Origin of the sequence: Pseudomonas helmanticensis, from assembly GCF_900182985.1 — a bacterium.
In the GTDB taxonomy this organism is placed as follows: Bacteria; Pseudomonadota; Gammaproteobacteria; order Pseudomonadales; family Pseudomonadaceae; genus Aquipseudomonas; species Aquipseudomonas helmanticensis.
Genome location: NZ_FXUY01000001.1, coordinates 3,602,537 through 3,624,655, shown reverse-complemented (window position 1 = coordinate 3,624,655; position 22,119 = coordinate 3,602,537). Strand labels below are relative to the sequence as shown.

Annotated in this window: 13 protein-coding genes; 1 reads left to right on the top strand and 12 read right to left on the bottom strand. The window is 58.5% G+C overall.

Annotated elements, in window-relative coordinates:
* Positions 1-131: 131 nt before the first annotated feature.
* Positions 132-7,130, top strand: a complete 6,999-nt coding sequence (locus tag QOL84_RS16235; RefSeq protein ID WP_283437858.1) for a TcdA/TcdB pore-forming domain-containing protein — start codon at positions 132-134, stop codon at positions 7,128-7,130.
* Between the two features lie 79 nt (positions 7,131-7,209).
* Here the strand turns inward: QOL84_RS16235 and QOL84_RS16230 are convergent, their stop codons facing one another.
* From QOL84_RS16230 to QOL84_RS29540, 12 genes are all read right to left on the bottom strand, one after another.
* A complete protein-coding gene (locus tag QOL84_RS16230; RefSeq protein WP_064388829.1) occupies positions 7,210-7,806 on the bottom strand; it encodes a MarC family protein in 597 nt (198 codons plus the stop codon).
* Positions 7,807-8,081: 275 nt separating this feature from the next.
* Positions 8,082-10,856, bottom strand: a complete 2,775-nt coding sequence (locus QOL84_RS16225; protein ID WP_283437857.1) for a hybrid sensor histidine kinase/response regulator — start codon at positions 10,854-10,856, stop codon at positions 8,082-8,084.
* Positions 10,857-10,955: 99 nt separating this feature from the next.
* A complete protein-coding gene (gene purD, locus QOL84_RS16220; RefSeq protein WP_283437856.1) occupies positions 10,956-12,251 on the bottom strand; it encodes a phosphoribosylamine--glycine ligase in 1,296 nt (431 codons plus the stop codon).
* A gap of 160 nt (positions 12,252-12,411) precedes the next feature.
* Positions 12,412-14,019, bottom strand: coding sequence for a bifunctional phosphoribosylaminoimidazolecarboxamide formyltransferase/IMP cyclohydrolase (gene purH, locus QOL84_RS16215; protein ID WP_283437855.1), 1,608 nt, complete (start codon positions 14,017-14,019; stop codon positions 12,412-12,414).
* Positions 14,020-14,102: 83 nt separating this feature from the next.
* Positions 14,103-14,423 (bottom strand): DNA-binding transcriptional regulator Fis, encoded by a 321-nt coding sequence (fis, locus tag QOL84_RS16210; protein ID WP_002555375.1) that lies wholly within the window; start codon positions 14,421-14,423, stop codon positions 14,103-14,105.
* Positions 14,420-15,430, bottom strand: coding sequence for a tRNA dihydrouridine synthase DusB (dusB, locus tag QOL84_RS16205; RefSeq protein WP_129388513.1), 1,011 nt, complete (start codon positions 15,428-15,430; stop codon positions 14,420-14,422). Before dusB ends, fis begins: the two co-directional genes overlap by 4 nt.
* A 185-nt stretch (positions 15,431-15,615) precedes the next feature.
* Complete coding sequence (locus QOL84_RS16200) at positions 15,616-16,893, bottom strand: DUF3426 domain-containing protein (protein WP_283437854.1); 1,278 nt, start codon at positions 16,891-16,893, stop codon at positions 15,616-15,618.
* A 30-nt stretch (positions 16,894-16,923) separates the two neighbouring features.
* Positions 16,924-17,802, bottom strand: coding sequence for a 50S ribosomal protein L11 methyltransferase (prmA, locus tag QOL84_RS16195; RefSeq protein WP_129388519.1), 879 nt, complete (start codon positions 17,800-17,802; stop codon positions 16,924-16,926).
* A 241-nt stretch (positions 17,803-18,043) separates the two neighbouring features.
* Positions 18,044-19,402 carry an acetyl-CoA carboxylase biotin carboxylase subunit gene (gene accC, locus QOL84_RS16190; protein ID WP_129388522.1) on the bottom strand — a complete coding sequence of 453 codons (1,359 nt, stop codon included), beginning with the start codon at positions 19,400-19,402 and terminating at the stop codon, positions 18,044-18,046.
* A gap of 17 nt (positions 19,403-19,419) precedes the next feature.
* Positions 19,420-19,878: an acetyl-CoA carboxylase biotin carboxyl carrier protein gene (gene accB / locus QOL84_RS16185; RefSeq protein WP_242208443.1), complete on the bottom strand. Its 459-nt coding sequence runs from the start codon at positions 19,876-19,878 to the stop codon at positions 19,420-19,422.
* 48 nt (positions 19,879-19,926) lie between these two features.
* On the bottom strand, positions 19,927-20,379 hold the full coding sequence (gene aroQ, locus QOL84_RS16180) for a type II 3-dehydroquinate dehydratase (RefSeq protein WP_008078187.1): 453 nt from the start codon (positions 20,377-20,379) through the stop codon (positions 19,927-19,929).
* Between the two features lie 248 nt (positions 20,380-20,627).
* Positions 20,628-21,671: a methyl-accepting chemotaxis protein gene (locus tag QOL84_RS29540; RefSeq protein ID WP_430458733.1), complete on the bottom strand. Its 1,044-nt coding sequence runs from the start codon at positions 21,669-21,671 to the stop codon at positions 20,628-20,630.
* Positions 21,672-22,119 lie beyond the last annotated feature (448 nt).

Here is a 22,119-nt window from a genome sequence, read left to right as displayed (position 1 = left end):
ATTGTTGCAATTGAATGGAACTTGAAAGTAGCGCGATTAATTGCGATTTATTAGATATGTAATTGTTTCTGGATGTCGTGATGATAAAGAACGTCTCGATATATATATTCGCGTGAGAAAAGGATACTCAGTTGAATAGCAAGGATTATGGGTTAATATCTGGCAGTGAGTTTTCAGCCGCTTTTAAACGAGCTGATCTGGAGTCCATTGCAGAGAGTTTGCGCAATGACATGACGCGAGAACAGCTGATGCGTTATTACAATGGCGCGGTTGCGGCAGCGAATCGGTCAGAACAACTGACAGCAATCAGGTTGCTCAAGGAAGTCGTCGAGTCGAATCTTTCTGATACGTCCGATGTTCAACTCAAAAAGCTCAGTGGAAACCTTACGGATTACCACGCCCGGTTAGCCACTACCGTGCACCTTCTGTCTTCAGGCAAACCGGTTGCGCGAAAGTTACACTTTGTCTGGGTAGGCGGAGGCATCGGAGCTATTCAGGGGGATTACATCAATGTCTGGAAACAGATGACCGATGCGGATGGATACCGCCTGAATCTCTGGTACGACAGTGATGGGCTACTCGCGCACGAAACCAACAGGATCATTGTTGAATCGGCCAAGGCTCAGGCTGCGATGCTCGCCTCTCAAGACGCATCGGTGAAGTCCGCGAGGCTTGGCAAGCTATACGTTGAGCGCGCTCGCGCTCTCCGTCAGCAGATGTTCGAGTATGTTGAGAAGGCCACCGCTACAGGTGTCAGTGCCGACCAGGCGAGAATAAATCTTTTGGTCAGTGCGTATGGTCAGGATGAGGCCAGGCTCAATACGCTGAAGGCGCGCAATCTACAGTCGCTTGAAACTGTTGCAGCGAATGGCATTGCGCTTCGGGATATCCGTAGCGAATTGTCCAATCAACCATTGTTCGAAATTTACGAACGGGAGCTGTCTTATCGCGGCAATCTGGCGGCGGCGTCGGATATCACCCGACTGCAGGCGGTGCATTTCGAAAGCGGCACTTATCTGGATGCGGATTTGTTGCCGTCGTTACATAAAAATATCGCAGGCATGGATCTTTCCGGTTTTGACATCGAAACCCGGATGGGAATAACGCAGATTCTGCTCGACTCTAACCCGCAGATACTTCCGAAGCGAAGCGCGCCATATGCGGATTTGCGCCAGAAAGTGCCTGATCAAATAAAGAACGCATTGATAGAGTTTGCCAAGACTGCCCCAACACTCAAGGATATTTTTGCACCGTTCAACGATGTCGTTGTTTCGCAACACGGAGTGCGCGTGGGCAACAAAAATAGCGTTGATTTAAAAAGTATCCCTTTCAATGGTCTTTCCAACGCAATGTTGAGTGGTCATGCCGGGTCCGCGGCAATTGTCGGAATCATCGATAAAATTCGCAGTAATTACGCATTTCTGGATCGTGTGGAGGTGCTGGCTCGTCAGGGGAACATCTCACTGACAGATTCCGCAGCATTCTCCGATCTGATCATTAGCGAGATGGAGAAAATATATGGCCCGCTATCAACCTGGGGTGACGAGTTAATTGTTCGAAACGGGTTTTTGCAGGCTGTCGCTGAGTACGATGCCGACGGCATCAAATTTGGTGCCCAATCGGCTATTACCATGAGTGGCCCGACGGCCGTTTCGCGAGGTTTGAGTGATTACGTCAACGAGAAAGCGCTTGCTGAAGCTCGTCAACAAATCAGTGACCGAGTCGATCTGCGTGACGGTTTCAATCTGGCCACCGAAGAAGAGACCCACCATAGCTGGAAGGACAACGCCAGGACCGAACCCGAATGGTTCGAACTGGAAAAAACCAGAATTGCCGATGGCGCTTACAAAAACCATTACCTGGGCAATGTGGATGAACTGCTCAAAGGTCAGAAACTGACCTTCAAGCAGGGCTGGCCGGTCATCGAAGGCAAGCCAGTGTTGCTGACGTCGGTGTTGCAGCAATTGCTGGACAGCCTGGGTGAACCGTTCGTGCGTGCAATGAATGACCGATTGACCGGCGATATTGCGTTCACTACTCCGTTCTCTATCGATTTCGAAGCGCGTCAGCAGATTCTGCACCAACCGACGAGTGAACTGCCGCCATCGACAGGTGCCGAGTCGCTGGGCAATTTGAACGAAGCGTTGGCGTGGATCGCGGCAGGTAAATTACCTGTGGATCAGTTGAGTCCGTTGCACCGTGTGATGTTCGGCGGCCTGTTTGGCTCTACGACACTGGATCAGAACGGGTTCGCCGACACCTGGAAAACCACCGTTGATTTTGCCGAAAAAACCCGTGATCGTGGGCTGTTCGCACGCTATGACGTCATCGAACAAACGCTGCTCAACCGTTACGCGGCACCGACAGAGTTCAGTACTTCCAGAATCGGCACGGGGGAAAACAACTCTCGGGTTCTGAAGGCGCAGGCCTTTGCCAAGCCGATGAGCGTACGGCAATGGCGCGAACACCTGAGCCAGGTAGAAGCCGTGGCTAAAAAAGAACAACGGGCGTCGATTCTCACACGAGGCAATGCGGTACGTGAGCAGTTTTTCCGGTCCGGGGCTCTCTCAGCCAAACAGTTTCCACAAGGGTTGCTGGTACAGGGTGTGGGCGATCCGGGGCGGCGCTGTTATCCATTGGCATTGGCCATGGCGGCAGCATTGGAACGAGGCGTCGCCGCAGAGCGCGCTCTGATCGGTAAACTGGCGCTGGCCAATATTGCCCCGGAGTCAGCTGAAACCCAGGCGTTGCTGCATGTGCTGGATGAGTTGCGCGGCATCCCGATGGCGCAGTTCGGCGAAAAAACGCCGGTGGCGAATCTGCACGCAGTGATACAGGCGCTGGATGCCAAATCCAGCGGCGGCAGTTTGCTGCTCAATACCGAAAATCATTCGATGCTGGTGAGCAAAGTCGCGGGAGCAGATGAAGCATCCTATCGCTTCTACGATCCCAACTTCGGCCTGTATGCGTTTGCCCGTATAGATGAACTGCACAAGGGTATCCAGGGGTTTTTGCAGGATGAGGCGCTCGCCAGACTCTATGGCGTTGCAGAGGGCCCCGGAGCCACTTTCGATGTGGTGGATCTCAACGGCGTGAACATCGCCGACACGGATTTGCCATCTAAAGTCAGCGTTGGAAACCTGCTGGGCAACGACCCCATTGCTGGCGGGAGGCCTGTCGAACCCTGGCACCATCATGCGCAGTTGCGACTACGGTCGCTGTCGGAGAACGCGCGTCTTGGCCAAGCGTTCGTCAATGTGGACGCCCACAAGTGGGCGCGGATCATCAAAGGTGCGACCGATCAGTTGCATGAAAAATATCAACTGAGCCGTGACTTCGTTCCAGTATTCGAGTCTTTGAAACCCACCGCACAAGGACGTAGTGAAATCACTCTGGTCAACGCCAAAGACCCGCATCAGACGCGCACGGTGTTGACCGATGACAAACGCCTGTCCGGAATCAAATCTTATCTGAGCGATTCCTTCGAAGAGTTATCCGGTAGGCGCGCAGGTTCACCCGTGGTCGATCCGACCGACGTCGGTGCGGTCCACACGCTCAATGCCGGATTTGCCATTCAGGCGTTGTTGCTTGGGCTCAAGGAAGCGGAACACGCCGATGGTTCGACGGCATTGACGTCTGCGGTGCGCATTCACGGTTACCTTTCCTACGCGCAACTGGCCCACGGACTCGTGGTTGACGCGGTGCAATTGCTGGAGCTGGTTCGTCATGCGTTCACCGACAGTGTGCGTGTGGCCAACACCACCTCTGCAATTGTGGGCAATGCGCTGGGCAACGTATTGAACGAAGGTGTGGGGAATGCACTGCAACTGGCGAGTATCGGTTTCGACATCTATTTGTTGATCAACGCTGAAAATGATATCCAGCGCGCGGTGTTCGCTACACAGCTGGCGTTTGATACCGCCGGTCTGGTGCTGGGCGCCGGAGCGTTTGGCGCAGGTGTTGCCGGAGCGGCCACGGCGGCTGCGTTTCTTGGTGGCGCCAGTGTCATTCTGGGCGGGCTGGCTGTTGGCATCGGTGCACTGGTCGAGGGTTTCAGCGCCAGGACAGAGCGTGGCAAGCAGATCGGCAGGTATTTGAATCGGGTCAACGAGGCGTATCGTACCGGAGGTTACTCGGTACGAGGGGATACTCTCTTTGCCAACCCTCATGCGGTTTATTCAAAACTGGATCTGCGCAGCGGAACCATCACCTTTGGCAGTCAGAAAATCTTCGCTGCCGACGATTACTCCGATTTGCATCCACCCAGAATCGACCCGGATCGCGAGCATGCATTCAGCATTCGAGAAGCGCTCGATCTGCCGGAAAAGTTTGCAATCAGTGACAACATAAACGTTGAAAGCGTGGTGTTGCCGAGCCTGCCGGATTGCTACCTGGCCTATGAGTTTGGCGGGTTGCCCTTTTCGACAACCCTGGGCGAAGATCTGGAAACGGCACTGGCGCTTGAGCATGACCGTTACGGCAAGCGGCAATTCTGGTTTACCTTTTACAAATTGCCCACCGAATACATCATTGAAAAAATGGTGCCCAATTATGTGGCAACTACGGTCAGCGTAGTGCTGGGCAAGCAACAGCGTTTTCTGCATGTACCGACTCTGCCGCAAGAGGTACACGGCCATCTTTCTTATGACATCGATGCATTGGGCGGGCACTGTTCGGTCACCTTGGCCGAGGGCGTCAAGTCTTTGCGTTTGCGAGTCTCGACTGGTGACGCGATGACCTGGTCATTACGCGCAGCCTGGTTGAATAAAAGTGGCGTGAAAATCGAGGGCGACGTCCTGCAACTGGGCGCGATACAGGTGCAGGTGCCTGACAAGAACACAGTGCTTGTGCAACTCGACGGACATTCGTATCAGGTGGACTGGACAACCGGAACCCTGTGGCTCACGGAGCTGGAGGCCGGCCCGGATGAAGACGGCCCGATGACCCTTAAGCGAGTTCGCGAACTTGCACGTTCCAGCCGTCTGGCGGATGGCCCCACGGTCATTCGCAATTACCAGGACGCTCTGACCGGCGTGCGCACCAGCGCCTGGTTTGACCGAGGTGAAGATTCTTTCCTGTTGGTTCGCGGGCTGGACCCGAAGTATGCCGCGGATATTTGCATGGGCCCCAGGATTGGCCAGCACATTTACTACTACTGCCCCGCTGATGCATTGATCTGGCGTGTTGATGTTGTCACCGGGAAAATCATGCGTGTTTTCCAATTGGTACGTACAGAATCCAAAGCCTGGATTACCGCGATCCAGGAGATGCCGGGCGGTGCGTTGCAAGTGGTTCGGCGCATCGAACGCGACGAAGACCGGTTCGTCAAAATGACTTACCTGATCGAAGAAGATGAACTCTCGATTATTGGTGTGTCCGGCCATCTCAGCTATCAGGAAGGTCGGGAGATTCGAAGTGGGACGGTCTTCCTGGACGATCTCCTCTCGTGGTACCAGTTGATACCGGCAGCGTCAGGCGTTGACGACGAACCAGTGACAAGTGCCGGTTGGTCAAGGTTCATTACCATTGATTACATGGACTACAGTTCTAAAGCGTTCAGCAGGGTCTGGGTACGTTGCGACGACGGACGGGTTTTTAGACCGATGCTCAAAGAGGAGGACAGCAAAGCCGACGCCTTCGATTGGGCTCTTCTGGATCCACAGCAGCCAGAACTCGATACGGTTCTGTTCCATAACCTGCGTCGTCGCCTCCTCTATCGACAGCGCATCAGTGCACAAGAACAGTCTTCGGTAACTTTTGCACAATCCATCTTGTCGCTCGAGGTGCAGCAAATTCACCGTCAAGGCCGGCAATACATTGCATTGACTGAAGAGGGCATGGTGTTTCGCCTGAATGGCGCGGGTGAACGACATTTGGCAGGCCTCGGTAATGATTGGCTATTCGCCCGCCAAGAGCGCTCAGGCAGCAATTTTCGTTGGTGGGATTCGGTCCTTGGCACTGCCGCAATGTGGTCCGCCGGGGCTGTGGAGGTCGGTGGCATCAGCGCTGCTTCGAATCACTCGCCGCTCTATGTCGTGTGTCTCGATCAGCAACTTCTTATCGCCGATACGGCGGGGAAAAGCTTTGGGTTGCTGAGGCAGACCATGGACAAAAAAGCCGTATTAATGATCGATTGGACGACTGGGCGGATCTACCGGCAAGCGTTCATGACTCCCGAAAGCTTATCCGCAGCATTTGGTACGGGAACACGTCTGTTACGGGCCGACTTGATCCCGCCAATGCAGAGGGTGCTGCCACAGCGCACGTTTGCCTGGGCGGTGCCCCATGCATCCGGCTTGCGCGCCAGAGCACATGACCACGTATTGTTCGACGTGTTTGAAGGCGAGCCTGCGCGTATTGTCGGTGTGGAAAACGAGTTCTTTGACGGCGTGTTTTCGCATCAGGCGCGGGAGCGGAAACTGGAGAAGCTGCTGTCGGGTCAGTATTGTGCTCCGTATCTGACGGCAGGCAGGGTCGAAGATCTTTGCAGTTGGTATGACGTCGACGCCGGTCGCTTGCTCAGTGCAACGGCGCGAGGTCAAGACTTGCCTGGCTACGTGGGCGTCGCCAACGGTCAAACCCTTGTGTTGCATGACTCGCAGAGCCGGCAGCTGTTCAGCAACCGTAGCGAAGATGGAAGGCTCAGTGACGTATGGATGACTGCGCAAACAGTCAGCCGGATAGCCAATACGCTGGTCATCGAAAGCGGTCAGTCATCTGGCCGGATTGCGCCGATTCCGGATGGCGTTGATACGCTGATCCTGAGATATGCGGCGGATGGCGCCTCCTTTTTTATCGACCAGCGGACCTGGGCACGACTTGACTGCCTGATTGTCGATTTCGATTTTCCCGACGCGTTGAAAAGTCATCTTTCGTTCCAGCTGCAGCCGATGGAGCAGTGGTTGGTCACGCAGAAGGATGGACACCTGCTGCTGACAGACACTGACACGGGGCGCAGCATCATTTTGCGCAATGTCGGTGCTATCAGCGCGGAGTCTCGAAAGAATGTGTCACTCAGTATCCCCTTGGCGGAAGGCCTCGCGGTGGGGCTCTACCTCGATGAGTTGATGAGCACCTTGCAGGAGGAAGCGCTGAGTGAACTCGGCGCGCTGATTTCTGCCATCCGTTAAGGCGTAACCCGGCAGCTCAACGCCGACGGGATTAGTTGAAGGGGCTGCGGATCAGATCATCCGCAGCCCTATCTTGCTTTCAGGAAACAAGATAGCCCTTCACCCCGGTAAAGATGATCTGCGCCGCCAATGCGCAAACAAACAATCCCATCAACCGACTGACGATCTGCAAGCCTTGGTCGCCGAGAATCCGTTCGATGTGATTGGACAGGTACAGCACCACCCCAACGGTGAAACTGGCCAGGGCGATACTCATGATCGCGGTCAGTTTGTCGTCCCAATGCGGTTGGCTGATACCCATCACCAGCAGCGCACCAATGGTGCCCGGGCCGACGGTCAAGGGGATGGTCAGCGGCACGATTGTCACGTCCTGCTGCACGTTGTCACTTTGCACCACAGGCTTGCCTTGGGCCATGCCCAGCGCCGAGATGAACAATACGCTACCGGCACCGATGCGGAATGCGTCTGCGGTAATCCCGAACACATCGAAAATCACCCGGCCAAACAGATACAGCAGAACGCTGGAGACCAGGGTGGCGATGGCCACTTTCCAAGCCAGGCGCCGCTGTTCCTTGCGCGAGTAACCACGGGTCAGGCTGATGAAGCAGGACAACACGAAGAACGGGCTGTAGAGCACCAGCATCTTCAGGTAAACGCTGAATAACACGTGGAGCATGAGGGCGGCTCGCATCCGGAGAGTGATGGTAGCGAGTCTATCAGCCAGTTAGTTAAAGCGATTGAAGAGTGTGGGATCGACGAGCAGGTATTTATTCGTCCTCATGGTCAATTGGCTGTGGGAAGTGACGTTGAAGCCCGTTCGAACGGTTCTGTCGGCGATAGGGTTGGTGCAGCGCTGTTAAAGGATTTCCTGGCGCACGTTGCCGGATGATGGCTCGGCCTGCAGATGTCCGCAGTCGTTGATTCACCGCCGGGCAGTCGCGATACGCCGGTTCAGAAGGTCGAGGCGGTACGATTCTGCTGATCGCGCTGGGCCACCCAGTGTTCGATCAGCTCGCGCAGTTGCGACAGCTCCACCGGTTTCGCCATGTGCCCGTCCATGCCCGCCTGGCGTGCGCGCTCTTTGTGCTCGGCGAGGATGTGCGCGGTCAACGCTACGATCGGTGTGCGGATGCGCTGATTGCTGACTTCCCACGCGCGCAATTGCTGAGTCGCCGAGAAACCATCGAGAATCGGCATTTCGCAGTCCATCAACACCAGGTCGTAACGCTGGGCTTTCATTGCTTGTAGCGCTTCTTCGCCGTTGCTGGCGGTGTCGGGTTGCAGGTTGAGCTTGCCGAGCATGCCGCGAATCACTTTGGTCGAAATCGTGTTGTCCTCGGCGACGAGAATGCGGAAGTCGCTCGGTACCTTGGCCGCCGTGGCGGGCGTGACCACTTGTGGCTGGAACACCACCTGGCCCTTGTTGCGCTGGTTCAGTTCATCCGCCAGCGTGGTCTTGAGCGTATAGCCGGCCACCGGTTTGGCGAGGATGCGCTTGATCCCCGAGTTGCGCGCGATGATCTTGCTCGGCGCATTGCTGATGCCGGTGAGCATGATCAGCAGGATGTCGTGGTTCAGGCTCGGATCTTCCTTGATCTTGGCGGCGAGCTGCATGCCGGTCATGCCGGGCATGTTCTGATCGAGCAGCACCACATCGAAGTAATCGCGCAGGTGTGCCTTGGTGCGCAGCAGTGCCAGCGCTTCCTTGCCGGATGGCACGGCGCTGACGTTCAAGCCCCACGCACTGCATTGCTGGACCAGCACCTTGCGGCAGGTATCGTTGTCATCGACCACCAGCACGCGTGCACCTTGCAGCGGACTGTCGAGATCGGACGTCGGATGCTCGAGGCGATCCGGATCCAGCGGCAGCGTCAGCCACAAGGTACTGCCCTGACTGGCACCACTCTTGATGCCGAATTCGCCCTGCATCAAACGGATCAGTTGGCGGGCGATCACCAGGCCGAGGTTACCGCCCAGACGGTTGGCCGAGAGGAAGTGCTTGCTGTGCAGTTCGGCGTGCATCAGCGCGTCGCGTTCTTCCTGCTCCATCGGTGCGCCGCTGTCCTGCACGGCGATGCGCAGGCGCGGTTTGCTGCTGCGTTCGTCGAGGGCGACCACAATCAGCACTTCGCCTTCTTCGGTTTTCTTCAGGGCATTTTCCAACAGGCTCAGCAGTGTCTGGCGCAGGCGCGTCGGATCACCGCTGATCACCCGTGGCACTTGCGGCTGGATGAAACTGATCAGCTCGACGTTCTGTTGTTCGGCCTTGGCCCGGTAGATGCTCAGGCAATCGTCGATCAAGGCGTTGAGGTCGAACTGCACGTCATCCAGTTCGATTTGCCCGGACTCGAGCTTGGAGATGTCGAGGATCTCGTTGATCAGTGTCAGCAGTTCGTTGCCGGCACTGTGGATGGTTTGCACATAGTCGCGTTGCTTGACCGACAGCGGTGTGCCCAGCAGCAGTTCGGTCATGCCCAGCACGCCGTTCATCGGTGTGCGGATTTCGTGGCTGATCTTGGCGAGGAATTCGGCTTTGGCGTTGATCTCGGCATTGCTCGCGGCGAGGTCGCGGCTGATGCTGAAACGGCTCTCGGTGATACTGCGCTGACGCTCGCCCAAGGCAATGCTCATCAGCAGACCACTGATGCAGATGAACACCATCAGGGTCATGATCAGGCCTTGCGGTGCAACCAGTGTCAGCCCGAGCAGCGCCGGCAAAATGATCAGCGTGCCAATGTTGAACACCACCATGGCAGCGACGAACAGCCGCGCCGGGCGGTAGCCCTTTTGCCAGTGATAGAAACTCACCAGCAGCATGCTCAGCCCGGCCAGCGCCACCAATGCATAGGTGATGATGTTCAGCGGCAGCGTGTTGACGAACAGCAGCAACAGACTGCAAGTGACGATGAACAGGATATCGCCCAGCAGCAGTTTGTTCAGCGGGTGCGGGCCGAGCGGCGCGAAGAAGCGCAAGGCAAACATCAGCCCGGCCGGCGCGGTCAGCAGCAGCGCCAGATAGGCGCCGGGGGTCTGGATCGCATGCCAGTTCGGCAACCATGGGCCGGCGAGGTTGAGCAGCAGCAACAGGCTCAAGCCCAGCAGACCTTCGCAGACCGCCAGCCACAAGCTGCTGCGCGACCGGGAATAGGCGTAGCGCACAAGGTTGTGCAACAGCAGCATGCCGAGACAGCCGAAGAGCAGGCCGAAGATCAGTGTCTGGTTTTGATTGGCCGCGCTCATCACTGCCGATTGCAGGGTGATGTGCGGACGCAACTGATGGTCGGACACCATCCGCAGATAGACATCGAGGGGTTTGTCGCTCTGCGGCAGCGGCAACATGAAGTCGCTGCTCGGCAGGGGCCGCTCAGCCTGAGGCTGGTCAGTACCGGTGTTGCGTTGCTCGATCAGCTTGTCGCCGTCCAGCACGTAGAGATTGAGGTGTGACAGGTCGGGAGCGAAGATCCGCAGCACTTGTTCGTGCTTGCCCGGCGCCAGTCGAAAGCGCAGCCACAGGGCTCCTTCGGGCTCGGACGCGGTGAGGCGGTCAAGGTCGATGGGGCTGAATTGATTGGTGTAGCGAGTGGAGCGGATATCGCTCAGTTGCAGATTGCCCTGATCGTCAAGCAATACCGACCAGCCGCTGCCTTGCGCGGCCTGGGCCGGGAGCATGCAGAGCAAGGTCAGCAACGTGACGGTGAAGCTTATGGCAATCCTGAGCCAGCGCACGGCGAAATCCCTTCGTAGATTGATGCCAGAATATAACGATGCGCGGCGGCGGAACAGCCCGGCGAGGAATGGCTCACCTCGCCGGACTTGAAGGACCGCTTATTCCTGGTTTTCGCCACGTTCACGGGCAATGGCACGGTAGCCAATGTCCTTGCGGAAGAAGCAGCCTTCCCAGTCGATGGCCGCTGCCAGCTTGTACGCTTGCTGCTGGGCTTCACCCACCGAAGCGCCCATTGCGGTGGCGCACAGTACGCGACCACCGGCGGTTACAACCTGGCCATCTTTCAGTGCAGTGCCGGCATGGAAGACTTTGCCTTCCAGTTTCGCCGCAGCATCCAGACCGTTGATCGCCGCGCCCTTGGCGTAGTCGCCCGGGTAGCCGCCAGCGGCCAGCACGATGCCGATGCTCGGGCGTGGATCCCACTGTGCTTCGACCTTGTCCAGCGCTTGCGCCAGCGCCGCTTCAACCAGCAGCACCAGGCTCGATTGCAGACGCAGCATCACCGGTTGGGTTTCCGGATCGCCGAAGCGGCAGTTGAATTCGATAACCTTTGGATTGCCAGCCTTGTCGATCATCAGACCGGCGTAGAGGAAACCGGTGTAGACGTTGCCTTCTTCGGCCATGCCGCGCACGGTCGGCCAGATCACCAGATCCATCACGCGCTTGTGCACGTCGGCGGTGACCACCGGGGCAGGGGAGTAGGCACCCATGCCGCCAGTGTTCGGGCCGCTGTCGCCGTCGCCAACACGTTTGTGGTCCTGGCTGGTGGCCATCGGCAGCACGTTCTTGCCGTCGACCATGACGATGAACGAAGCTTCTTCACCGTCGAGGAACTCTTCGATCACCACGCGCGAACCGGCGTCACCGAAAGCGTTGCCGGCGAGCATGTCGCGTACGGCGTCTTCGGCTTCAGCCAGGGTCATGGCGACGATCACACCTTTACCGGCGGCCAGGCCATCGGCCTTGATCACGATCGGTGCGCCTTTTTCACGCAGATAAGCCAGGGCCGGCTCGATCTCGGTGAAGTTCTGGTAGTCGGCGGTCGGGATCTTGTGGCGTGCGAGGAAGTCCTTGGTGAAGGCTTTCGAGCCTTCCAGCTGTGCAGCGCCGGCGGTCGGACCAAAGCAGTCCAGGCCACGCGAGCGGAACAGGTCAACGACGCCCGCCACCAAAGGCACTTCCGGGCCGACGATGGTCAGGGAAACGTTTTTCTCGGCGAAGTCGGCCAGTTGCTCAAGGGCCAGCACGTCGATAGCGACGTTTTCGCACTTGGCTTCGATGGCGGTGCCAGCGTTGCCCGGTGCGACAAAAACCTTCTGCACGCGCGGATCCTGAGCCACTTTCCAGGCCAAGGCGTGTTCACGGCCACCGCTGCCAATGATCAAAACATTCATTTCAAAAAACCTCAAATTCTGTGGGGCGCTACCAAACCTTGATCGTTCCCACGCTCTGCGTGGGAATGCCTCTACGGACGCTCTGCGTCCATGGGACGCGGAGCGTCCCGGGCTGCGTGCCCACGCAGAGCGTGGGTACGATCAACCAGGGGGCGAAAAATCAGTGACGGAAGTGGCGCATGCCCGTAAAGACCATGGCGATGCCGGCCTCATCAGCTGCTGCAATCACTTCAGCATCACGCATCGAGCCGCCCGGCTGGATCACCGCAGTGATACCGACCTTGGCCGCATTGTCCAGGCCGTCGCGGAACGGGAAGAACGCGTCCGATGCCATCACCGAACCGGCAACTTGCAGGCCGGCATGCTCAGCCTTGATTGCGGCGATACGCGCCGAGTTTACGCGGCTCATCTGGCCAGCGCCGACACCGATGGTCTGACGGTTCTTGGCGTAGACGATGGCGTTGGACTTAACGTACTTGGCGACTTTCCAGGCGAAGATCAGGTCATGGATTTCCTGTTCGGTCGGGGCGCGCTTGGTCACGACTTTCAGGTCATCGGCGCTGATCATGCCGATGTCGCGGCTTTGTATCAGCAGGCCACCGTTGACGCGCTTGTAGTCCCAGGCAGCAGCGCGGTCAGCCGACCACTCGCCGCAGGCCAGCAGGCGCACGTTGGCTTTCGCCGCAACAATCGCGCGAGCTTCTTCGCTGACGCTTGGCGCGATGATCACTTCGACGAACTGACGCTCGACGATCGCTTTGGCGGTCTCGGCATCCAGTTCACGGTTGAAGGCGATGATCCCGCCGAACGCCGACTCGGTGTCGGTGGCGTAGGCCAGTTCGTAGGCCTGACGAATGCCGCCTTCAGCGTCCGGGCTAACGGCAACGCCGCACGGGTTGGCGTGCTTGACGATGACGCAGGCTGGTTTGACGAAGCTCTTCACGCACTCCAGCGCGGCGTCGGTGTCGGCCACGTTGTTGTACGACAGCTCTTTGCCTTGCAGTTGGGTCGCGGTGGCGATGCCGACTTCGGCTGGCTTGGCCTCAACGTAGAACGCCGCGCTCTGGTGCGGGTTCTCGCCGTAGCGCATTTCCTGCGCCTTGATGAACTGACTGTTGAAGGTGCGCGGGAATTCGCTGCGGCCTTCGGTGCTCAGGGTTTCAGCGGCCTGATTCACGGTGCCCATGTAGTTGGCGATCATGCCGTCGTAGGCAGCGGTGTGTTCGAAGGCCTTGAGCATCAGGTCAAAACGCTGAGCGTAGGTCAGGCCGCCGGCCTTGAGCCCTTCCAGCACACTGGCGTAATCGCTGGCATTCACCACGATCGCTACGTCTTTATGGTTTTTCGCTGCCGAACGGACCATGGTCGGGCCGCCGATGTCGATGTTTTCGATGGCGGTCGGCAGGTCGCAACCTGGCTTGTTGATGGTGGCTTCGAACGGGTACAGGTTAACGGCAACCAGATCGATCGGCTTGATGCCGTGTTCGTTCATGATCGCGTCATCGATACCGCGACGACCGAGGATGCCGCCGTGGATTTTCGGGTGCAGGGTTTTCACCCGACCGTCCATCATCTCGGCGAAACCGGTGTAATCCGCGACTTCCACTGCGGCAACACCGTTGTCGCGCAGCAGCTTGAACGTTCCGCCGGTGGAGAGGATCTCGACGCCCAGGGCTTCAAGCTCCTTGGCGAATTCGAGGATCCCGGTCTTGTCGGAAACGCTGATCAAGGCGCGGCGGATCGGCAGGCGGGTAGTCTGGTCGGTCATCTCAATTTCCATCAAAAGCAAAGGAAGTCAGCAAAAAAGGCGACCGTTTTTTACGCGGGCGCCTTTCTGGTTTGATTGAATGCTTACAGCAGATCGTACTGCTTGAGTTTCTTGCGCAGCGTGCCTCGGTTGAGACCGAGCAGCTCGCTGGCCTTGGTCTGGTTGCCCTTGACGTAGTTCATCACGCTTTCGAGCAGGGGCGCCTCGACTTCGGAGAGCACCAGGTTGTACACATCCGTGACGGACGCGCCCTCAAGGTGGGCGAAATAATTGTGCAGCGCCTTCTCGACACTCCCGCGAAGGGTCTGGCCTTCTTCGCTCGGGGTATTGAGGTGCTGTTTCAAATTCACGTTGTCGCTCACGGGTGTTGTTCCACTCACTAAAGTCTCGGTCATCATCGTCATGCGGCCACCCCTTCTTCGTCCCCTGTCAGGCTCTTGTAACGCTCGGCGAAGAACTCCCGAACGTTGGCGCATTGTGTTTCCGTACCATCCAAACGATTGAAGTGGGCGCGAAACTCCCTGGCGCCCGGCAAGGTTGCGAGATACCAGCCCACATGCTTCCGGGCAATGCGCACGCCCATCACGTCCCCATAGAAAGCGTGAAGTGCGGCCAGATGCTCCAGCAGAATGTGTTCCACCTCGACCAACTCCGGCGCCGGCAATTTCTCGCCGGTGCGCAGGAAGTGTTCGATCTCGCGAAAAATCCATGGCTGCCCTTGGGCAGCGCGGCCTATCAACAGGCCATCGGCACCGGTTGCGTCGAGGACGTAACGGGCCTTTTCCGGCGAATCGATATCGCCATTGGCAAACACCGGGATCGACACCGCCTGCTTGATCGCGGCAATCGTGTCGTATTCGGCTTCACCCTTGTACAGATCGGCGCGAGTGCGGCCATGCACTGCCAACGCGGTGATCCCGGCCTGCTCGGCGATCTTCGCCACGGTCAGGCCGTTCTTGTTGTCGCGATCCCAGCCCGTGCGGATCTTCAGGGTGACCGGCACATCAACCGCAGCCACAACGGCCTGCAGGATCTCGGTCACCAGTGCTTCATCTTTCAACAACGCGGAGCCGGCGGCCTTGTTACAGACCTTCTTCGCCGGGCAACCCATGTTGATATCAATAATCTGTGCGCCCAGTTCGACGTTGGCCCGGGCTGCATCCGCGAGCATCTGCGCATCGCCACCGGCAATCTGTACCGAACGTGGCTCGGGATCGCCTTCGTGGATCATGCGCATGCGTGACTTGCGGGTGTTCCACAAACTCATGTCGCTGGTGACCATTTCCGAGACAACAAGCCCTGCGCCCAGACGCTTGCACAGCTGACGAAAGGGCTGATCGGTGACCCCCGCCATCGGGGCGAGAATCAAGCCGTTCTGCAATGTGTATGGGCCGATGCGTACCGCCGACATAGGACTTCCCTGAAGTGGGGCCGGATCATGAGAGTTCGAAAAAGGGTTGGCATGATACCCGCTCTCGATGACTGGATAAAGGCTGAATTGAACAAAATCTGAACAGTTATTCTGTTATTGCCAGCGGTTTGGTTGCGCAGGGCAAAGTCAGAAAACCGCCGTCAATTCAGAAACGGTGAGGCGTTTCACTCGGGGGAGTGAAAGTTCAGGCTGTAATTCACCGCTTTCGGGCCTGGATCGAGAATATCCAGCGCAATGTGGATCGGCGTCTGTGGCGGCATTTCCGCCAGACCTTCCAGGTCGCCACTGAGGTACTCGCCGGGTTTGAAGCGACGACTGGCGATCAGGTGACCATTGAGATCGGCAAAACGCAGTTCAAGCAGCGGAAAGGGCTGGGAGAACGTTGCGCGGTTGTAGATGATCGCATCGACCACCAGGGCGCCGCTGAATTCAGGGTGGCTGCGTACCACCAGATTACTGCTCTTGATCCGCGCGATATCGACCTTGGATGGCACCGTGCAGCCGATCTGCGGGCAGATTTGCTGGAACCAGGGACGGTATTGATCCTGTCGCGCCAGTTCATCGAAATGGTAAGAAACGTATTGGGCGACGAGACCGCCGGCTGCCAGCAGCACCAACAATAGCCACAGCAGGCGTCGGCCCCACGGCGAGCGGCGTTTCTGCCAGTCGAGTTGCAGCGGGTCGTCGGTCAGGTCCTGGAGGACTTCGGCGCGCACGCCAGGTTCGCCACGCTCGCGTTTTTTGCGCAGCGGTTCGATCACTGGCAGGTCGTCGTCATCGCTTTCGTCACTGGCAGTGAAGCGTTCGCGACGGGCCTTTGGGTCAATCGGATCGTGCAGGCGCAATTGCGGAATGGCCGGCTCGTCGTCCAGGTCTACCGGTTCCAGCGACAACGAAGGCTCGGTGCGTGCTGTTTTGACCGGCTCGATGTCGACGGTTTCTGGCTCGTCTTCTTCGGGCTCGGCAGTGTGCTCATCGGAACGTTCGCTGAACAAGGTGTCGCGCCAGAGTGTTTCATCCGGCTCAGGGCTGTCGCGACGAGCGCTCAGGGAGTCTTCCCGTTGACGACCGAATTCGGTGATTGGCTGGATTTCGCGCTGTTCGAGGCGAGCGAGTTCTTCATCCAGATCGAGGCTGTCGAGATCCAGCTCGGACGCGCTCCACTGCTTTTGGCTAATGGCGCGCGGTGCTGGTGGTTCGACGCTGGAGGGCAGTTCGATGGTCGGCGCTGGCTGCGTAATCGCTGGCGGTTCGGCAATGGGCGGCGCGACAGGAGTCACCGCATCCTTGCCGGCGTGTTGTTCCAGCAGCTGTTTGGCCGCGTTGAACACTTGCAGGCAGGAGCCGCAGCGAACCACCCCGCGGGCCACGCTCAATTGAGCATGGCTGACACGGAAACTGGTTTGGCAATGCGGGCACTGGGTGACGAAACTGTCGGTCATGCGGCGATCCGGATTATGCAGGCGGTCATTCTAGCGCCGACGGCCGGTGATGCGCACCCAGCCATCGCGATTGGCGATCGGGTCGAGATCAAAGTCCTGAGCGTAAGCGGCGGCAACTTCATCGCCTTGCTCGGCCAGGATGCCCGACAGCGCCAGACGGCCACCGGATTTCACCAGGCTGGACAGTTGCGGCGCGAGCGAAACCAGCGGGCCAGCCAGAATGTTGGCGACCAGCACGTCGGCTTGAACCTGTGGCAGATCTTCCGGCAGGTACAGCGGGAACAGCTCTTCGGCAATGTTGTTGCGCCCGGCGTTGTCGCGCGACGCTTCCAGCGCCTGCACGTCGATGTCGGTGCCGACTGCTTCTTTCGCGCCGAGCAGCAGGGCGGCGATGGCCAGAATCCCCGAGCCGCAGCCAAAATCGAGCACGTTGCAGTCTTTCAGGTCCTGGCCGTCGAGCCATTCCAGGCACAGCGCGGTAGTCGGGTGAGTGCCGGTGCCGAACGCGAGGCCCGGGTCCAGCAGCAGATTGACCGCGTCCGGCTCAGGCGCGGCGTGCCAGCTCGGCACGATCCACAGACGCTGGCCGAAACGCATCGGCTGGAAACCGTCCATCCAGCTACGTTCCCAATCCTGGTCTTCGATGACCTCGCTGTGATGCTCGGGCAGCGGGCTGCCGGTCAGCAGTTCCAGATGGGCCAGAACCGGTGCCGGTTCCGTGCCGCCTTCGAACAGCGCCAACAGATGCGTGTGCGCCCACAGCGGGGTGGTATTGAGTTCCGGTTCGAAGATCGGCTGATCTTCGGCGTCCATGAAGGTCACCGACACAGCGCCGACTTCAAGGAAAGCGTCTTCGTAGGTTTCGGCTTGTTCCGGGCTGATGGCGAGACGTACTTGCAGCCAAGGCATGGCGGGCACCTTTGAAAAATATTGATTGCAGCCTAGCGGCCGGCGAGAAGCGCGCAAGTTTACGCGAGCGAGCGGCAGAACACGAACATGGTTGAAGATCAAAAGATCGCAGCCTTCGGCAGCTCCTACGCTGAAACGCGATCCCCTGTAGGAGCTGCCGAAGGCTGCGATCTTTTGATCTTCTCTACTCCAGAAACAACAAAGCCGCCCGAAGGCGGCTTTGTCTGGTGCGGGCTGAAGCTTAGTGCTTCTCGGCAGCCAGCTTGTGCTCGAGGTAGTGAATGTTCACGCCCCCTTTGCAGAAGCCTTCGTCACGAACCAGATCACGGTGCAGCGGGATGTTGGTCTTGATCCCGTCAACCACGATTTCGTCCAGGGCATTGCGCATGCGTGCCATGGCTTCGTCGCGGGTCGCGCCGTAAGTGATCAGCTTGCCGATCAGCGAGTCGTAGTTCGGCGGAACGGCATAACCGCTGTACAGGTGCGAATCGACGCGAACGCCGTTGCCGCCTGGAGCGTGGAAATGCTTGACCGTGCCCGGGCTCGGCATGAAGGTTTTCGGGTCTTCAGCGTTGATCCGGCATTCCAGCGAGTGACCGCGGATTACCACGTCGTCCTGGGTGAACGACAGCTTGTTGCCAGCGGCGATGCTGAGCATCTCCTTGACGATGTCGATACCGGTAACCATTTCCGAAACCGGGTGCTCTACCTGAACACGCGTGTTCATTTCGATGAAGTAGAAACGACCGTTCTCGTAGAGGAACTCGAAAGTGCCCGCGCCACGGTAACCGATGTCGATGCACGCCTTGACGCAGCGCGCCAGCACTTCTTCGCGAGCCTTCTCGTCGATGCCCGGTGCCGGCGCTTCTTCGAGAACCTTCTGGTGACGACGTTGCAGCGAGCAATCGCGGTCGCCCAGATGGATCGCGTGACCCTGGCCGTCAGAAAGAACCTGAACTTCCACGTGACGTGGATTGGTCAGGAATTTTTCCAGATAGACCATCGGGTTGCCGAACGCCGCGCCAGCTTCGGTGCGGGTCAGTTTGGCGAAGGCGATCAGGTCTTCTTCCTTGTGCACCACGCGCATGCCGCGACCACCACCGCCGCCAGCGGCTTTGATGATCACCGGGTAGCCGACTTCACGACCGATGCGCAGTGCCGTTTCTTCGTCTTCCGGCAACGGGCCGTCAGAACCTGGAACGGTCGGTACGCCCGCTTCGATCATCGCGTGCTTGGCCGATACCTTGTCGCCCATCAGGCGAATGGTGTCGGCTTTCGGGCCGATGAAAGCGAAGCCGGAGTTCTCGACCTGCTCGGCGAAATCAGCGTTTTCCGCGAGGAAACCGTAGCCTGGGTGAATGGCGGTAGCGCCGGTCACTTCAGCGGCCGCGATGATTGCCGGGATGTGCAGGTAAGAGTGCGCGGCAGAAGCCGGGCCGATGCAGACGGATTCGTCTGCCAGACCCAGGTGCATCAGCTCTTTGTCGGCCTTGGAGTAAACGGCGACGGTCTTGATGCCCATCTCTTTGCAGGCACGCAGAATCCGCAGGGCGATCTCACCGCGGTTAGCGATCAGAACTTTTTCCAACTTCGCAGTCATCAAAGGCTCTCCGCAGTTCAAACGATGGTGAACAGCGGTTGGTCGTACTCAACCGGCTGGCCGTCTTCGACGAGGATGGACTCGATCACACCGCTGGTTTCAGCTTCGATGTGGTTCATCATCTTCATGGCTTCGACGATGCACAGAGTGTCGCCTTTCTTCACGGTCTGGCCGACTTCAACGAAGGACGGCGAGGTTGGCGAAGATTTACGGTAGAACGTGCCGACCATCGGCGAACGGGCAACAGTGCCGTTCAGCGCTGGAGCAGCAGCGGCAGCAGGGGCTGCAGCAGCAACCGGAGCAGCAACAGGCGCAGCGGCCGGTGCTTGCATCGGAGCCGGCGCGTAGTACTGCTGAGCCGGGGTCTTGCTGTGACGGCTGATGCGTACGGACTCTTCGCCTTCCTTGATCTCGAGCTCGTCGATGCCGGACTCTTCCAGCAATTCGATCAATTTCTTAACTTTACGGATATCCATGAATCATCAACTCCCAAGGGTCGGTCAGGGGCGCTTAACGCTTGTAGTTCAAGTCGTTGCCGGTGTTTCAAGCTGTTCTAGTGCAGCCTCCAGGGCCAGTCGGTAACCGCTGGCGCCAAGGCCGCAGATCACTCCCACCGCTACGTCGGAGAAGTAAGAGTGATGGCGGAAAGGTTCGCGTTTGTGCACGTTGGACAAATGCACTTCGATGAATGGGATGCTCACTCCCAGCAACGCGTCACGTAATGCGACACTTGTGTGTGTAAAAGCCGCTGGATTGATCAGGATGAAATCGACACCTTCGCCGCGCGCAGCGTGGATGCGATCGATCAATTCGTACTCGGCATTGCTTTGCAGATACAGCAGATGATGGCCGGCTTCACGGGCGCGGCGCTCCAGATCCTGATTGATCTGCGCCAGGGTCGTTGAACCGTAGGTGCCGGGTTCGCGGGTGCCGAGCAGGTTCAGGTTGGGGCCGTGCAGCACCAGGAGGGTTGCCATCTGCGTAGTCCTTGTTATCAATGAGCATTCGTCAGAACCCGGCGACTATGCCGCAAAGACTTTGTGACTGTCCAGTTCTATGCAATAGCCAGCACGATGGGCGATGTTTGCGCAAAATATGTGACCGAGTTTCTGAATCCGGTCATTTGCGGCAATCCCTGTAGGAGCTGCCGAAGGCTGCGATCTTTTGATTTTTATAAGCAAGATTAAAAGATCGCAGCCTTTGGCAGCTCCTACAGGGATTTTCGTCAGACGCGGAAGGCTTGTACGGCTGTATGCAGTTGGCCGCCGAGTACCAGCAAGTTCTCGCCTTGTTCGCGCCCTCGACCGATCCGCAGCAAGTTATCCCCACCCAACTGATGAATCCGCTCGCTGTGATCACGGATCTCGCTGACCGCGCTACTCTGCTGCGCCGTCACGTCGGCAATGCGCACCGCCGTGTCGGAAATGGTCTGGATCGCCCCGACGATTTTATCCAGCGCACCGTCCGCCGCTTGCGCCTGATTGGCCGTGGCTTCGGCGTGCTCGACCTGCGCACGCATGCCTTCCACCGATTGCCGGGCGGCGGTTTGCAGGCCGGCAATCAGCGCCTGAATCTCGGCGGTCGCGCCAGCGGTGCGTTGTGCCAGTGAGCGCACTTCCTCGGCCACCACGGCAAAACCACGACCCATTTCCCCGGCACGCGCCGCTTCAATCGCCGCGTTGAGTGCCAGCAGATTGGTCTGGTCGGCAATCGAGCGAATCACCGTCAGCACGCCGCCGATGGTCGCTGACTCCTCGGCCAGATGCTCGATCATTTGCGCGTTGCCCTGAACCTCACCAACCAGCGCGTGCAGGCCAGTCAGGCTTTGGCCAATAACGGTCTGGCCATGCTCGACGGCCAGTCCGGCATGACGGCTGGCATCCGCCGCCTGCTGCGCATCGCCGGCAACCTGTTGGATTGTCGCTTCGAGTTCGCCGAGGGAATCGCGGATCAACGCGGTGTCACCGGCCTGGTGCTCGGCACCGCTGTGCAGGTCATTACTCAGTTCGGCAAGGGTGCGGCTGCTGCCCGCGACTTGTTCGGCGTTGCCACGAATCGTCCCGACCAGATCCACCAGATAGGCGCGCAAGCGGTTGAGCGAGGCTTCAATGTCGTGCAGTTCGCGGTTGGTCTTGCCCAAGTGAATATCGCGGCTGAAATCGCCTTCGGCCCAGGTCGACAGTGCCGGAGCGAGATTGGTCAGCGTACGGGCCAGCCGCCGCTGCAAGGTGTCGATCAGCAACGCAATCAGCAGAATCAAGCCGATCATCACACCTTGCATCAAGCGCACTTCGCCTTGAATTTGCCCGTGTTGGGCGCGAACCACCGGCTCCAGTCCAGCAATAGCTTGCTGCACCGCGGCGATTTTCTGGTGGGTGGCGGCGCTGAGGTCAGTGCGTTTCTGAATCTGATCGCGGGTGCGCTCAAGCTCCGCCGGATAACGTCCGAGCAAGCTGTTGAGTTCACGCTTGAGGCCGACGCCGGCGTCTTCAGCAACGGCTTTTTCGGTGTTCTCGATGCCCATCATCGCCGCGAAATCGTCGCTGCCCGATTCGCTTTTGGTCACGACGCCGAGCAGGGGCAGGGCATCAATCGCTTGAGCCTGCGAGCGGATGTGGGTGACCTCGCGCTCAACGTCGGCCGCCAGTTCGCTGCGCCCGCTGCTGACCAATTTGTCCCGTGCCAGCGACAGTTTGCCCAAATGCTGCGATGCGGCG

Excerpts from the sequence above, each read along its gene's own strand:
- QOL84_RS16230 (WP_064388829.1), bottom strand. The coding sequence starts at position 7,806 with ATGCTCCACGTGTTATTCAGCGTTTACCTGAAGATGCTGGTGCTCTAC.
- purD (WP_283437856.1), bottom strand. The coding sequence starts at position 12,251 with ATGAATGTTTTGATCATTGGCAGCGGTGGCCGTGAACACGCCTTGGCC.
- purH (WP_283437855.1), bottom strand. The coding sequence starts at position 14,019 with ATGACCGACCAGACTACCCGCCTGCCGATCCGCCGCGCCTTGATCAGC.
- fis (WP_002555375.1), bottom strand. The coding sequence starts at position 14,423 with ATGACGATGATGACCGAGACTTTAGTGAGTGGAACAACACCCGTGAGC.
- dusB (WP_129388513.1), bottom strand. The coding sequence starts at position 15,430 with ATGTCGGCGGTACGCATCGGCCCATACACATTGCAGAACGGCTTGATT.
- QOL84_RS16200 (WP_283437854.1), bottom strand. The coding sequence starts at position 16,893 with ATGACCGACAGTTTCGTCACCCAGTGCCCGCATTGCCAAACCAGTTTC.
- prmA (WP_129388519.1), bottom strand. The coding sequence starts at position 17,802 with ATGCCTTGGCTGCAAGTACGTCTCGCCATCAGCCCGGAACAAGCCGAA.
- accC (WP_129388522.1), bottom strand. The coding sequence starts at position 19,402 with ATGACTGCGAAGTTGGAAAAAGTTCTGATCGCTAACCGCGGTGAGATC.
- accB (WP_242208443.1), bottom strand. The coding sequence starts at position 19,878 with ATGGATATCCGTAAAGTTAAGAAATTGATCGAATTGCTGGAAGAGTCC.
- aroQ (WP_008078187.1), bottom strand. The coding sequence starts at position 20,379 with ATGGCAACCCTCCTGGTGCTGCACGGCCCCAACCTGAACCTGCTCGGC.
- QOL84_RS29540 (WP_430458733.1), bottom strand. The coding sequence starts at position 21,671 with ATGATCGGCTTGATTCTGCTGATTGCGTTGCTGATCGACACCTTGCAG.